The following is a 14457-nucleotide window of genomic DNA, read 5'->3' as shown; positions in this document are numbered from 1 at the left end:
GTTCTTGGCCAGATCAACGCCGATTGTGGTAACTTGCATGGGGTGGCTCCTCTCATAAGCAGTCTTAGACAACTGCACTATGGCGCATTGCGACGCCCGTTGGAGCAGGAGCCATCCACACCATCAGTTTTCGGGAAGCCGATAGGTGAACTCTGAGAGATATCAAATGTCGACTGTGGGCCGTTGGATGTTTCGTAGTAAACAGGGCAGGGGCTTGTGCTGCGTCTGCGACGAGGTCTGCCACGAGCCCAACTTGACCAATGCTGCGGTCTGCATGAAGGTCTGCTCTCGGAGGTTTCGTATCAGATAATCACTACCAGAAGTGTTTAAAAAATTGGTATGGTATCGCGCTTTAGGAAGACTACACAGCGGGCCTGAGTGATCGTCTTTCAGCTCTGTGTGCGTCCACAATTTCGCCTATGAGAAGGTCAATATGAGCGTTGGTGGTTGCATGGTTGATAATTGAGACGCGAATGATCTGCCGGTTCCGCCAAACGCCGTGGCTGGGGTAAACCCGAGCCCTCTCTTGAATGCGTGCAAGGACCTTCGTTGTTAGGTCATCAGTCTCACAGGCAATGGCAACCTGATTCAGAACAACGTCATTCATGATCGTGATGCCCGGCTCAGCGGCCAATCGCTCCGCGAGATATATCGCCAAGGCACAATGGCGCGCGATCATCTTTCTCACGCCCTGTGCTCCCAAATGCTTGATGATCGCATAACTCGGTATACCACGCGCGCGGCGGCTCAGCTCAAGAGTTGAATCGCTGGGCTCCCATGTTTCGCCAAGTTCTGGAAGATACGCTCCTCGTGCGCTCATTGCGGATACCAGTGCCGCACGGTCACGCACAATGCAAAGGCCAGCATCGTAAGGCGCGTTGAGCCATTTGTGTAAATCGACAGCCCAACTGTCAGCGCCATCCACACCTGCGAGCCGCTCGCGCAATTCAGGCACGGCATGAGCCCAAAGACCGAAAGCCCCGTCCACATGCACCCAGCCCCCTGCGGCGTGGACCAACGGAATTACTTCGGCAAAGGGATCAAATCCGCCCGTGTTGATTTGACCCGCCTGAAGAATAACCAGCGGAGGTTGCTTGCAGTCAGCGAGAGCCTCCCGAAGCGCGCTTACGAGAATGCGGCCTTGATCGTCCGTTTTAAGATGTATTGCGTTACCAAGCCCCAGACCTGCATAGCGGATCCCTGCCATCGGGGCAGAATGCGCAGCATCGCCAATCAACACCGGAATGTTAGGCGCACCAAACAGCCCTTTCTCATTGAAGTCCCACCCTTGTCGAGCCAACAGGGAGTCACGCGCCGCGATGATGCCTTGGGTGTTTGCAACAGTCGCACCCGTCACGATCCCGACACCGCTGTCTTTGGGCAATCCCAAAAGCTCAAGGCACCACTGGCAAACAGTTTGTTCGATCAGCGCAACAGACGGGCTTTCCCATGAAGACGCCGAATTCTGCCCCCATGAAGTCACAAGGAAATCAGCGGCAGCACCGACTGGCATTGACCCACCACAAACATACCCAAAAAACCGAGGAGACGCGTGGCCGTGGAGTCCCTTACCAACAAATGCAATTAAGTCGTCGATCACGGATGATGCAGTGTTCCCTCGGGGGGGAAGTGTTCCGTCAAATTGCAACGCCAAGTCTGAAGGCCGCAGGGTTGGCTTGACCGCAGATGTGCCAAGGACGGCCCGATATTCCACCGCCTCATGCGCCGCGGCCAACATCGCTTCGCGGTCGTCCTCAGTCAGAGGCAGTCGCTCATCGTTCGACATATGGGCATTCCCGATCAGGTTTTTGTTCAGGATACGCTAGCTTGCACCGGGATCGTGGTCTAGCTTTTCCATCGGCCGATGCAGATGCCTGTCAGAGGGCTGATCGGACATTCCTATAGTCGCCCTGATAGGCAGTTTTGTCCGCGTGTCGATCCTTCATCCGTCTGCCGATTTTGCTTACGCGGCGAATGGCCAGTCTGGTGAAGCTGCGCCGCGGCGCGTGACCCCGTGGCGGATGTCAGCAATGGACCGTCTCCTAACAAGTTGTGGAAAAAATCACGGTATCACCTTAGATATCAGCGCTATCGCTCAGAATGAACTAAGTTGGCTACGCCAATTCGCTGGCCATCGATTTCAGGTGGCGCATGTCGGTACCGCAGCATCCTCCAAATACTTGAATCGATGGATTCTGCTGCGCAATCGCGGCAATCTGTTTGCCAAGCTCAATTGGATCGCCTTCGTCCAGCTCATTTGCTTCGTCAAGTTCCGCATGCGAGCAACTAGAAGCGTTCGCCACCATACCTTTAAGTCGTGGGTGGTTGCCAAGCGCTCCGGCGAAATGGGTCGGATGAGCGCAGTTGACCATAAAAAACAGCGCCGCCGAGTCCGTTGCCGCGTCAATCTGGTCAATTCCGTCCACAAGTTTGGTTCCGTCTGCCAGGCATCCGTCTGTCTCAACAACCAAAGACATGATGATTGGCAGTTCAGCGTCTCGGGCAGCGAGGATGCATCCTGCTGCCTCGCTTGGGCGGTTGAATGTATAAGCGGTGACCAGGTCGACACTTGTGTCTTTCAAGCTGTGCATTTGAGCGGCGTGGTATTGGCGTGCATCTTCGACCGTCACCGGAGGGATGTCGGCGTAAGGGTCATAGCGCGGGCCGATACAGGCCGACACCAGTACATCATCGCGAGCGGCAGCCTGGCGCACCTCCTCCAATAGACTGACCGCATCTTTGTTTACCTCAACGAGGCGGTCTGCATCGTATCCCAAGGGCGCTGCGCGGTCGACGTTCGCCATCCATGTGGGCGCGTCAAGGATGCATCCGATACTCATTTCACGGGTGAGATCGACAAGAGCCTTCATTTGACCGGCCAGTATTGCCCTGGTGCCAGGTTCTTCCAGCAATGGAAACGATGCGAAACCGGGTAGCTCAACCCCATGATTAAATATCAGGTCTGTGCCAGTGCCGGCATACACCAGAAAGGTCTTGTCACCTTCGAGTGGGAACTGTCGCGCCATTCTGATCCACACCTATTGCTGTCAATTCTTCATAGAAATCTACATTGTCTCGGGTCTCCTGTGAACCTTAGGGCGACGACAGGGTGTCTTCCCTGAGCATGACCTCATCTGGCCGGGTAACTCGCAACCGCAGCGAAAGTCTCTTTCAGCGGGCTGCACCATAGCGTCATCAAGCCATTGCCAATGCCCGATTTGGTCCGTCTGCGTGATCAGCTGACAGCGGGGCAGGGGGCTTTGCTGCAACAGCGCCGAGGCCAGCTCTGAACCCAAATAAGACCCTTGTGCTGGCGCGGCGAAGAAGATGTCGGAACCTATTGTTGCGTTCTGTTGTCTTGTGTTTTTAAGGCAAAATGGCGAAGTCGAATGAACACTGAACGGACGGCAGTAAATATGAAATCGCACTGCTGGCTACGACCGAATGCACAATCAGCGCCGATTTGGCGAAGGTCAGGCATTTGAGAATTAGGGGTTGGCATGTGTTTGCTCCTTTTGCGATGTGAACACCGTGCCTTCGCAGGCGGGCGAATACTTGAAGAGAGCATCCAGATTTTCTTGAGAAATTTTTTCTGCCTTCTCGGATTGCCCACATTGAGTCATGCTTTGACCATGAAGGTCACTTTCGGAGATTGCGCTGTCGATACTGGTCGGCAGATGTTTTGGAAGTCAGGAAAATCCGTACGTCTTGAGCCGCAGGTTTTCGACCTTTTGGCATACTTCTTGCGGAATCCAGGAATATTGGTCTCGCGCGACGACCTTATTGAATATGTCTGGGATGGCAGGATTGTCTCAGATTCAACTATTTCAACCAGGATCAATGCGGTCAGACGGGCCATTGGCGACAACGATCGTGCGAACCGCATGCTCGAAACGCTGAGTAAGCGGGGGTATCGGTTCTCTGTTGAAGTCTCCAGCGTCGCGTCGACAAGCCTTGATACACCTACGCCACGCTCTGATCGCCAGATCACCAAAGCTGCTCGATCCGCGGATGGCACTGTCATCGCCTACGCTACCAGCGGCGAAGGTCCGCCCTTGATGAGGGCCGGGCAATTCCTGACGCATCTGAATATGGATTGGGAGAGTGAAATCAGGCGACCGACGCTTGATCGCCTTGGCGCACATTTTTCTCTGACGCGATACGATCAGAGGGGGACCGGGCTTTCGGGAACCTCCGCGACGGACTTCGCGCTTGAACGGCTGGTCGAGGACATGCTTGCAGTGGCCGACGACGCCGAACTCGAACGCTTTCCAATCTGGGCGTCGTCACAAGGAGTACCTGTGTCACTGGCATTCGCGGCCGCCTATCCTGATCGCGTCAGCCGAATGGTCTTGTACGGTGGTTTTTTTCAGGGCCGCACCATCCGTGAGCCCGAACCCAATTCTGTTCAGGCGGATACCTTCCTTGACCTCATATCAGAAGGTTGGGGCAAGCCAGGCGGAGCCTTTGGCAAGGCTTATGCAACGTTATTTATGCCCGATGCATCGGCGGCGCAGATTGATGACATGTGCAGGATGCAGTTGGCCTCTGCATTACCAGACACAGCGATCGCACTGAGGCGTTCGATAGACACTTTCGACGTATCAAGCATCCTCGACCAAGTACGGGTGCCGGTCCTCGTAGTTCACACAACTGAAGATTCTGTCAATCCAATAAGCCAATCTAGCTTGCTGGCTTCGTTGCTGCGAGATGCACAATTGAGAATCGTGGAAGGTAGAAATCACGTGCCTCTGCCAGGAACAGATGCATGGGAAACAATTATGCATGTATCGCTCGACTTCCTAAGGTCGGCTTAGTCCGCACACTGTGAGTTCGCTGTCGATTCGATTTTGCACTTGCAGCGAAAGTCCGGAATGACGGGCCGCATCGCAGCGGTGGCGAGGTAAGGCGAATGGCCGGTAAGGGCCGCCAACGAAAGCGGCCCGTAGTAGTCAGATTTCAATGGCCTCTGCTATGGCAAGTGCATCCTCAAGCTCAACACCGAGATACCGAACGGTACTGTCCATCTTTGTATGCCCAAGTAAGAGTTGCACCGCGCGCAGATTGCCCGTCTTTTTGTAAATTTGGGTGACCTTGGTCCGACGCATTGAATGTGTGCCATAAGCGCTTGCTTCCAAACCTATAGACGTCACCCAATCACGTACGATCCGCGCATACTGGCGCGTTGAAATGTGCAAACGCTCATGGAAACGCCCTGGCCAAAGGTATTCGGACCCAATCATGAACTCGTCTTCCATCCACTTCTCGACGGAGGCCCGAGTTCCTTCAGAAATTTCGAAACGGACCGGTTTCTGAGTTTTACTTTGCAGCACCGAAGCCCGCTCCTTGATCTGACCAGAGGCCATGATGTCAACGACTTTCATCTTAACCAAGTCGCAGCCGCGCAACTTGCTGTCGATGGCCATATTGAAGAGAGCGAGGTCGCGATGGTTCTCTGCGAGCTCCAATCTTACTCGAATTGCCCAGACGTGTTTGGGTTTTAACGGCCGTTTTTGACCGACGATGCGTCCCTTGTTCCAAGCTGGGCGAAGCGCGCGAATGGCAGGTAAGTTTGGTGTTTCCATAACTGATCCTCCGATCCGCCATGCCCGCCCACAACGACAACCCGACGTTGACGAAAGAGGATATCACAAGATGCCGCATTGCCGCCGAGGTCGGCGGTGAGCCTTATCTCTCAAATGTCGCAAATTGAAATTCTGGTAGGTTACGCCAAATAGCAGACCTTGGTCGCAGTGAGACGAGCTTATCATCGCAGATTTCACTGGACAGAGTTACTGACACGCTGCGGGCGCCAACGTCACAGACGGAGTACATGCACCGAACACTGAGCGTGTCGAACGACGAGAGCGGCTGTTGAACCCAAAAAGAACTCTTTCATCCCAGGTTTATGTGAAGCGAGGACGATACAGTCGATGCCATGTTTGTTGGCGTATTCGGTGATTGCGCGACCTGCCGATTGGCTCTCGAGCAGGATGGACGACACGTCGGTCTCACTTGTTAGGCGCTCGGCCAAGCGCGCCTTTGCTTTTTGGAGAGATTGTTCTGCGATCCCTTCATCCATATAGTACATTATCTGTCTATTTGGGGGCTCATGGATATGCGCGGCAGTGATTTTTCCACCTTCGGATACAAGGGCATGTGCCGCCGCAAGCGCGTGTTCACTGATGCCATGCTCCAGAGACAGCGCGACTAGAATATTTTTGTACATTTTAAACCTCCGCATTTAGGTTTTCAGTTTTCTTCTGCGAACTGGCCTCTCCCACTTCATCTTTAGGAGGGCGCTCAGGCACCCCAGCCGTAAGGTTGGGGTGCGTGCTATTTCGTCTTGGGCATTTGCTCTTTCTTGCCACTACCGGCTGAGCAGGAGATCAGGCAGGAAGAGAGCCAACTCTGGGACAAAAGTCGTCAGCATCAGCGTCGGAAGCCATGCAAAGACAATGAAGATCAAAGTCGGCCACAGCATGCGCGAAACCGGCTCATCACAGACCTGAGCTCCAAGGTAAAGTAGCGGCGCAGTTGGAGGGGTGATGTTCGCCATACCAAGGTTCACGCCAATCACGGCCGCAAAGTGGATCGGATCCATTCCAGTGCTCTGCGCGATGGGCAGCAAGATCGGTGTCGCCAGAAGCAGACCCGAGATATCGTCCATCAGCATCCCGATCAGGATCATTACGACGTTGATCATCAGAAGGATGACGACCGGATTGTCGGACACGGAATAGACCAAATCCTTGGCCAACTGAGGTGCACCCTGCGAGATCAGGTTGTCCGACACGATCAGCACCATGAAGATCATGACCATGACCACACCAATCGTAACGCCAGAATTCTGGATGGTCTGTGCCAGTGTTTTCCAGGTCAGGCCACGATAGAAGTAAATCGCGATCGGAATCGAGTAGACCACTGCGATACCCGCAGCCTCGGTCGGCGTCATGATGCCACCATAGATTCCACCCAGAATGATCAGCGGCATCATAAGCGCAGGTCCGGCCAGGCGCGACTGAACTCCGAATGTCGGCAGGAACGGTTTAGGACGTTCCGTCAGGTTGATGTCGTCATATTTCCGCAGCATGAACTGATTAACGACGATCAAAAGCGTGATCAGTATGATCGCCGGAATGACAGTGGACAAGAAGCACTTCAGTACGTGTTGCTGTGCGACCCAGCCATAAAGAATGTGCGACGAACTCGGTGGGATCAACAGGCCCAAGGGGCTGGCCGCGACGATCAAAGCCGCCGATTGCCCACCCGGATAGTTGGCCTTTTTCAGATGAGGCATCATGATGCCGCCAATACAGGTCAGCGTTGCGTTCGCGCTGCCGGAAATGGAGCCGAACACACCGCAGGCCAGCACCCCCGCAGCGCTCAATCCTCCTTTAACATGGCCAATGAACATTTCAGCCAGTGAGACAAGTGGGGCCGCGATTTTTCCTTTTTCCATTATGCCGCCAGCGATCATGAATAGCGGGATCGCCAGAAGCACCAGTGAACGGATACCCGTAGAGCCGGTCGGTAAGTAGCCAGTGATGGATTGATCTCCGACAATGGCGATGAAAATCAAAACTGATCCGAATGCTACATAAACGCTGACGCCCAACAGCAGCATAAAGCAGACGATAAGGAGACTTCCTCCGATGATCATTGGGTTTCTCCTTTTTGCATTTCTGTTCTCAAGGGAAGCCCGAGCCCCTTGCGGATATGCACGTACAGATATGCCGCCGTGAACGTCGCCATGAGGCCAAAGGCAATCATGATCGCAATCCGCCAGGTCACAAACGGAATGCGCAGCACCGGGGTTGCGCGCAGCCGGGGGAATGAGAAGTCATCAAGCAGCGAGACATAGCAGGCGTACATGAGGAATAGGATCACCAGCACCTCGACTGTCAGGACGACAAAGCCCCGCCACCAAATCAACCGAGGGTTTTGGATCACAATGCCAAGAATGTCCGCGTTGATGTGCAGGTTGCGGGCAGAGGCCAGAACAGCACCTGCAAAAAAGCCGATGATGCTAATGCCCAAAAGCCATTCTTCGTAGGCAAATAGATCACCGCCAAATCCATACCGGATGACAACAACGGCCCCAAACGTGAAAGCCATCAGGAAACCGGCAAACATAACGATCTGCCTCATGACAAAAGCCACAGCTTTCAGCGGATACCCAACAATGACTGGCAACTCGTCAGTGATTTTTTGCGAGCTCTTCTTTTCTGCGCTTTCGACGACCAATGGACGTTCAGCTTCAGAACTAGACATCTTTCTCCCTCCCTTAGTTGAGCCAAAGACCAAAAAAGGGCCAACTGATTAGCTGGCCCTTTTCTCAGTGTTTATTGCTGTTCTTTTGCTGCCAGCAGGCGGTCGATGATGTCCTGACCGACGTTTTGTGCCATCGCTGGCCAGACCGTTTCCTGGACATGAGCGGCCATCGCAGCTTGTTCTTCGTCGCTCAGGCGCAGGATGGTGTAGCCTTTGTCGAGCAATTTCTGGCCGAACACTTCGTCATTCTCACGGTTGTAGGCAAAGAAGTCTTCGGACGCCTTGGTCATCGCGGCTTGCAGCGCGGCGCGCTGTTCGTCGTTCAGCTTGTCGAGTGTCCGCTGCGACGCGTAGAAAGTTGTCAGCTCTGAGATCGAATTATATTCGACGAAATGGGTTCCAACGTCCGACTTGGCGAAGATCGAGTAGGTCGCGGTTTTGGTGCAGCAGATTGCTCCATCGACAATGCCGGCCTGAAGCGCGGGGAAGATATCGCCCCATGCCATGGTGGTCGCTTGATACCCTAGTTCTTCGACCATTGATTTCACGACGCTGGACGACCAGACGCGAATGTTCATGCCCTTGTCGTCAAAATTATTCCAGTTCTGGGGCTCTTGCGACGAAACGATGCCGATGAACCCTTCCGGATTCTGCGCCATGACGCGCACGCCATATTCGTCGGTGATCTCTTGCAGGATGGTGTTGAACTCGGAATCCATGTTCAGAAGCGTGCTTTCCATGTCATCCCAGCCGCCGAGCAGGAACGGCATTGACAGGAATTCCAAGCGTGGATCGGTATCGGCATAGATAAACGCTGAAGCCAGATCGATATTGCCGCGTGCAACATCTTCGAACAGAGCTTCACCAGAACCCAACTGGTTTGCTGGAAAGACTTCTACCGTCAGTCCAACATCCGCAGCTGCAACATCCGCTGCGACCTGTTCCATCATTTTTGTGCCTTGATGATCGATCGGGAAGACACCTGCAAAACGCAGTGTCATGTCTTCCGCTGCAGCGGTTGTTGAAAGTGCGGTTGCCGCCAGCAAAGCGGCACCACCCATCGCGCCGAGGGCGCGGAGGTTAATCTTCGTAATCATTAAGGTTTCCTCCTCAGTGGTGTGTGTCCCGCCGCATTGCGCGCGGCGGGACATTTCTTTGCTTCAGTTCAGCAAAGTTCCGGGGCGACGAACTCGTATCCAAGGTCATCGGCAACAGCCTTGTACGTCACCTTTCCGTGGGCCACATTCAGGCCATTCATCAGGTGACGATTGTCTGCAAGCGCCTGCTTCCACCCATTGTTGGCAATAGCCAGCGCGTGCGGCAGCGTGACGTTGTTTAGTGCATAGGTCGACGTTCGGGCGACTGCGCCCGGCATGTTGGCGACGCAGTAATGAACAACATCGTCGACGACATAGGTGGGCTCGGCGTGAGTGGTAGCATTGGACGTTTCAAAGCAGCCGCCCTGGTCAATCGCCACGTCCACGACGACCGCCCCGGGTTTCATTTTCGAGATCAAATCGCGCGTGACCAGCTTGGGCGCAGCAGCACCGGGGATCAGAACCGCGCCGACAACCAGATCGGCATTGGTGACTTCTTCCTCTAATGCGGCCTTGGTCGAATAGACAACCTTGGCGGACGCCTCGAAATGGTTCTCCAGCTTCTCCAGAACTGCCGGATTGCGGTCCAGAATTGTCACGTCCGCATGCAAGCCAACGGCCATCTGAGCCGCGTTGAATCCGACGACGCCTCCGCCGATGACTACAACCTTGCCCGGTTTCACACCGGGTACACCGCCTAGCAATACGCCCAGGCCCCCCTTTGCTTTCTCCAACGCGCTGGCACCGGCCTGGATCGACATGCGACCGGCAACCTGGCTCATCGGTTTCAGCAGGGGCAGACCGCCATTATCGTCGGTGACTGTCTCGTAAGCGATGCAGACCGCGCCTGAGTTGACCAGATCTTTGGTCTGCTCCGGATCGGGGGCCAGATGCAAATAGGTGTAAAGGATTTGACCTTCGCGCAGCATGGCGCGTTCCACGGCCTGAGGTTCCTTCACCTTCACAATCATCTCTGCATTGGCAAAGATATCGGCTGCGGTTTCGGCAATTTCAGCACCAGCGGCACGGTAAGCGTCATCATCAGCCCCAATGCCAGCGCCGGCATTGGTCTCCACGATGACGTTGTGACCATGAGAAACCAGTTCCGCGACGCTTTCAGGGGTCAAGCCAACGCGGTATTCATGGTTCTTGATTTCCTTGGGAACACCAATGAACATGTTCTTCACTCCTTGGATCGGATGATCATTTTGCGGTTGGCATGACGAACTCGGCACCTTCCGAGATGCTTTCGGGCCAACGCTGCATGATCGATTTTTGCTTGGTGTAGAAACGCACGCCTTCTTCGCCATAAGCATGCATGTCGCCGAAAAGGCTCTTCTTCCAGCCACCAAAACCATGCCAGGCCATCGGAACCGGGATTGGAACGTTGACACCAACCATGCCGACCTGAACCTGCTTGCCGAATTCGCGCGCGGCGTTGCCGTCACGGGTGAACAGCGACACGCCATTGCCAAACTCGTGATCGTTGATCAGTTGCAGACCTTCGGCAAAGTTCGAGACGCGAACGCAGGACAGGACGGGTCCAAATATCTCTTCCTTGTAGATCTTCATGTCGGGTGTGACGTTGTCGAATAGAGTGCCGCCCAGGAAATAACCTGCTTCATGCCCTTCGACGGTGTAGTCTCGGCCATCAACCAGAAGGTCGGCACCTTCTTCGACGCCAGAGTCGATGTACCCTTTGATGCGGTCGCGGGCAGCGGCCGTGACGATGGGACCCATCTCGGCGTCCAGCTCAAGGCCATTCTTGACCTTCAAGGTTTCCGCGCGCTCGTTCAGGACCGGCATCAGCTTGTCGGCGGCATCGCCAACCAGCAGAGCAACCGAGATCGCCATGCAGCGTTCGCCCGCTGAACCAAAGGCTGCGCCAATCAATGCGTCCGCAGCCTTGTTCATGTCGGCATCGGGCATAACCAACATGTGGTTCTTCGCGCCACCCAGAGCCTGAACGCGTTTGCCGTGCCGCGCCCCCACTTCGTAGATGTAGTTCGCAATCGGTGTCGAACCGACGAAGGAAACGGCCTTGACGTCGTCGTTCCCCAGCAACGCGTCCACGGCAACCTTGTCACCCTGCACGACGTTGAACACACCATCAGGGAAACCGGCCTTCTGCATCAGACCCGCGTACAGCAGGGATGCGGACGGGTCGGTCGGCGACGGCTTCAGGATAAAGGTATTGCCTGCGGCGATGGCGATCGGGAACATCCACATCGGCACCATCACCGGGAAGTTGAAGGGAGTGATCCCTGCGACAACGCCCAACGCCTGACGCGTTGTCCAGTTGTCCATGCCAGTGGAGACCTGCTCCGTGTAATCGCCCTTGAGGAGTTGCGGGATGCCGCAGGCAAATTCGATGATATCAATACCGCGCTCAACCTCGCCTTGGGCGTCGGTGAACACCTTGCCATGCTCAACCGTTATGGCGCGTGCCAGATCGTCTTTATGCTCACGCACCAGGGCCAGAAAGTTGTTCATCAGGCGGGCGCGGCGGATTGGCGGTGTATTCGACCACTTCGGGAACGCTGCTTTGGCGGCGGCCACCGCGTCGTCAACTGTTTGAACGCTCGCCAGCGACACCTCGCCGGTCTGCGCACCGGTTGCTGGGTTGAACACCGGCTGGGTTTTTTCACCGGAAGGGGCAGTGATTTGGCCATTAATGTAGTGGCCGATCAAAGCGATCGGGGATGCATCTTTCATGATGTCAGTCCTTTTTGGGGTTAGAGGTCAGGGGTTATGGCAGGTCAGCCAATACCTCTCCAAGTGTTTGACAGAGCGTCGTTATTTCAGGTTCCGAGATGATAAGCGGTGGAGACAAGGCGATGATGTCACCTGTGACACGGATCATTATTCCAGCGTTCCAGGCCCGTTTCATCGCATCATAGCCCCGTGCACCCGGCACGCCTTCTCGAGGGGCCAGTTCAACCGCGCCCACCAGTCCCAGATTGCGAATATCGATGACATTCGGCAGATCCCTGAGGCTGTGAAGCTGATCCTCCCAAGGCCCCGATAGCAACGCAGCGCGGCGGAACAGATCGTTCTGTTTGTAGCTTTCCAGCGTAGCCAGCGCAGCGGCGCAGGACACAGGGTTGGCGGAATAGGTATAGCCGTGGAACAGCTCGATCGGCGCATCTGCGTTTTCCATAGCCGATGCATAGATCTTGTCTGAAACGACGACCGCACCCATCGGGATGACACCGTTGGTCAGTCCTTTTGCCGTCGTGATGATGTCCGGCTTCACATCGAAATACTCGGATGCTGTCGCGGCCCCCAAACGACCAAAGGCGGTGATGACCTCGTCGAAAATCAGCAGAATGCCATGACGGTCACAGATTTCGCGTAGCCGCTGCAGGTATCCTTTCGGCGGCAGAAGCACACCGGTGGACCCGGCCATCGGCTCAACGATCACTGCCGCAATGGTCGATGCATCGTGAAGCGCGACCAACCGTTCCAGATCATCCGCCAGTTCAGCGCCGTGTTCCGGGCAGCCGCGTGAAAAGGCATTTTGCTCTGGATCATGCGTGTGGCGCAGATGATCCACCCCTGTCAGGAGCGTCCCGAAATGCATCCGGTTCTTCACGATGCCGCCGACCGAAATGCCACCGAAGCCGGTACCGTGGTAACCACGCTCACGCCCGATCAAACGCGTGCGCGCCCCATCCCCGCGCATGCGGTGGTAATGCAGCGCGATCTTGAGCGCCGTATCGACAGACTCGGAGCCAGAATTGGTGAAGAAAGCGTGGCTCATCCCCTCAGGCATCATCGCTGTCAGCTTTGCCGACAACTCAAATGCCTGAGGGTGGGAGAACTGGAAGTTCGGTGCATAATCCAACTCGTGCACCTGTTTCTGAACCGCTTCAACGATCAGCGGATCACGGTGACCCGCGTTGACGCACCACAGTCCGGCGGTGCCATCCATGACCTTCCGACCATCAGAACTGGTGTAGTACATCCCCTCGGCTGTTTGGATCATTCGGGGCTCGCGAAGGAAATCACGATTGGCCGAAAACGGCATCCAAAACGATGACATTGTGTTGGGTTGATCGAGCACGTTCATTCCTCGTGAAACAGATTTTCATTTGATGACAAATCCTTGCAGAGTTCAGATCTTCAGCACATCCGGTTTTATTTTAATCTGTAAGTTATTGAAAAAAATCATTGCACCCCTAGAATGCTTTCGATCCAAAGCAAGAAAGCACTAGAGTAACGGTTTTGTCATCAGATCTCGAAACAGCCCGTCGTCTAAAGTTGATTCGGACGACCAAAGGCCTCAGTCAACGTGAAATGGCCAAACGCGCGGGAGTGGGTAGCGGGACGATTTCTCAAATCGAAAGCGGTTCAACTCAGCCTTCCGTGGCGTTGCTAAAGAAGATCCTTGCCTCGGTAGACGTCAATTTGGGCTTCTTCTTCAGTTTTGAATTGCAAAACGAGGAGTCGTTTTTTTACCCGCACGAAAGAATGCGCGACTTGGGATCACCTGGAGTCTCCTATTTGCTTGTCGCAGGAGAGCGCCGAGACAGAAAACTCCAGATGCTCATAGAAGAGTACGATGTCGGTGCCGACTCGGGCCGATCTGAACTGTCGCACGAAGGAGAGGAATGTGCGGTTGTGATAGAGGGCCGCCTTGAAGTGACCGTAGATGGGCAGTCCAGGGTTCTGGGTCCCGGGGACGCGTACTACTTCTCAAGCATATTGCCACACAGGTTTCGGAATGCCGGTGATACGCCATGCAAAGTGATCAGCGCCTGCACTCCTTCGTCGTTCTGACTAAATGAAAGAGCTCTTCTGTGAGTGCTTCAATATTTCGCGGGATGGTCAAATTCTACGACCAACTTAGAATGTAGAAATGAAATCGACATTCACAACCAGGGGCCATTTGTCGAATTTCTTACGCGATCCCGGACGGCGAAATCTCTTCAGATTTCGCGTTTGCAGCGAATGGCCTGTGTGGATGGCTCCTGCATAGCAAGTCCTTTTTGACCTGATTTGTGCATTTGTCAGAAGCAGTCATGTGTCCGGCCTTTTTGCGCGGTTTTGACCGCTGGCCCTGATGGGTTCCGCAAACCAAGTT

The 14457-nt window shown here is 54.7% G+C and carries 12 protein-coding genes; 2 read left to right on the top strand and 10 right to left on the bottom strand.

From position 1 onward, the window contains the following. Window positions 1-361: 361 nt before the first annotated feature. A complete protein-coding gene (locus tag J7394_RS22450) occupies window positions 362-1786 on the bottom strand; it encodes an aminotransferase class V-fold PLP-dependent enzyme (protein WP_209256187.1) in 1425 nt (474 codons plus the stop codon). Between the two features lie 328 nt (window positions 1787-2114). Beyond that, window positions 2115-3026 carry a homocysteine S-methyltransferase family protein gene (locus J7394_RS22445; protein ID WP_247748381.1) on the bottom strand — a complete coding sequence of 304 codons (912 nt, stop codon included), beginning with the start codon at window positions 3024-3026 and terminating at the stop codon, window positions 2115-2117. A 474-nt stretch (window positions 3027-3500) separates the two neighbouring features. Between J7394_RS22445 and J7394_RS22440 the strand changes: the two genes are divergently transcribed. Continuing rightward, window positions 3501-4817: an alpha/beta fold hydrolase gene (locus tag J7394_RS22440; RefSeq protein ID WP_209256186.1), complete on the top strand. Its 1317-nt coding sequence runs from the start codon at window positions 3501-3503 to the stop codon at window positions 4815-4817. Window positions 4818-4952: 135 nt separating this feature from the next. Here J7394_RS22440 and J7394_RS22435 read toward each other — a convergent pair whose 3' ends face one another. The 8 genes from J7394_RS22435 to J7394_RS22400 all read right to left on the bottom strand — a co-directional run bounded on the left by J7394_RS22435 (window position 4953) and on the right by J7394_RS22400 (window position 13443). Continuing rightward, window positions 4953-5585, bottom strand: a complete 633-nt coding sequence (locus tag J7394_RS22435; RefSeq protein WP_209256185.1) for a tyrosine-type recombinase/integrase — start codon at window positions 5583-5585, stop codon at window positions 4953-4955. 233 nt (window positions 5586-5818) lie between these two features. Continuing rightward, entirely contained in the window at window positions 5819-6229 is a 411-nt protein-coding gene (locus J7394_RS22430) for a universal stress protein (RefSeq protein ID WP_209256184.1), read from the bottom strand. 141 nt (window positions 6230-6370) lie between these two features. Next, window positions 6371-7663 (bottom strand): TRAP transporter large permease, encoded by a 1293-nt coding sequence (locus J7394_RS22425; RefSeq protein ID WP_209256183.1) that lies wholly within the window; start codon window positions 7661-7663, stop codon window positions 6371-6373. Next, on the bottom strand, window positions 7660-8247 hold the full coding sequence (locus J7394_RS22420; protein ID WP_247748380.1) for a TRAP transporter small permease: 588 nt from the start codon (window positions 8245-8247) through the stop codon (window positions 7660-7662). Before J7394_RS22420 ends, J7394_RS22425 begins: the two co-directional genes overlap by 4 nt. A gap of 98 nt (window positions 8248-8345) precedes the next feature. Then, complete coding sequence (gene dctP, locus J7394_RS22415) at window positions 8346-9335, bottom strand: TRAP transporter substrate-binding protein DctP (protein ID WP_209256189.1); 990 nt, start codon at window positions 9333-9335, stop codon at window positions 8346-8348. Window positions 9336-9439: 104 nt separating this feature from the next. After that, a complete protein-coding gene (gene ald, locus J7394_RS22410) occupies window positions 9440-10549 on the bottom strand; it encodes an alanine dehydrogenase (protein WP_209256182.1) in 1110 nt (369 codons plus the stop codon). A 25-nt stretch (window positions 10550-10574) separates the two neighbouring features. Continuing rightward, a complete protein-coding gene (locus J7394_RS22405) occupies window positions 10575-12086 on the bottom strand; it encodes a CoA-acylating methylmalonate-semialdehyde dehydrogenase (RefSeq protein ID WP_247748378.1) in 1512 nt (503 codons plus the stop codon). 34 nt (window positions 12087-12120) lie between these two features. After that, window positions 12121-13443, bottom strand: a complete 1323-nt coding sequence (locus J7394_RS22400) for an aspartate aminotransferase family protein (protein WP_209256181.1) — start codon at window positions 13441-13443, stop codon at window positions 12121-12123. Window positions 13444-13598: 155 nt separating this feature from the next. Between J7394_RS22400 and J7394_RS22395 the strand changes: the two genes are divergently transcribed. Next, the gene (locus J7394_RS22395) at window positions 13599-14153 is read left to right on the top strand and encodes a cupin domain-containing protein (protein ID WP_170417168.1); all 555 of its coding nucleotides are present in this window, start codon (window positions 13599-13601) and stop codon (window positions 14151-14153) included. The last annotated feature ends 304 nt before the right edge of the window (window positions 14154-14457 follow it).

It is taken from the genome of Ruegeria sp. R13_0 (assembly GCF_017743995.1).
GTDB lineage: Bacteria > Pseudomonadota > Alphaproteobacteria > Rhodobacterales > Rhodobacteraceae > Ruegeria.
The sequence above is the reverse complement of the archived record's forward strand: the minus strand, read 5'-3'. Positions and strand labels throughout refer to the sequence as shown.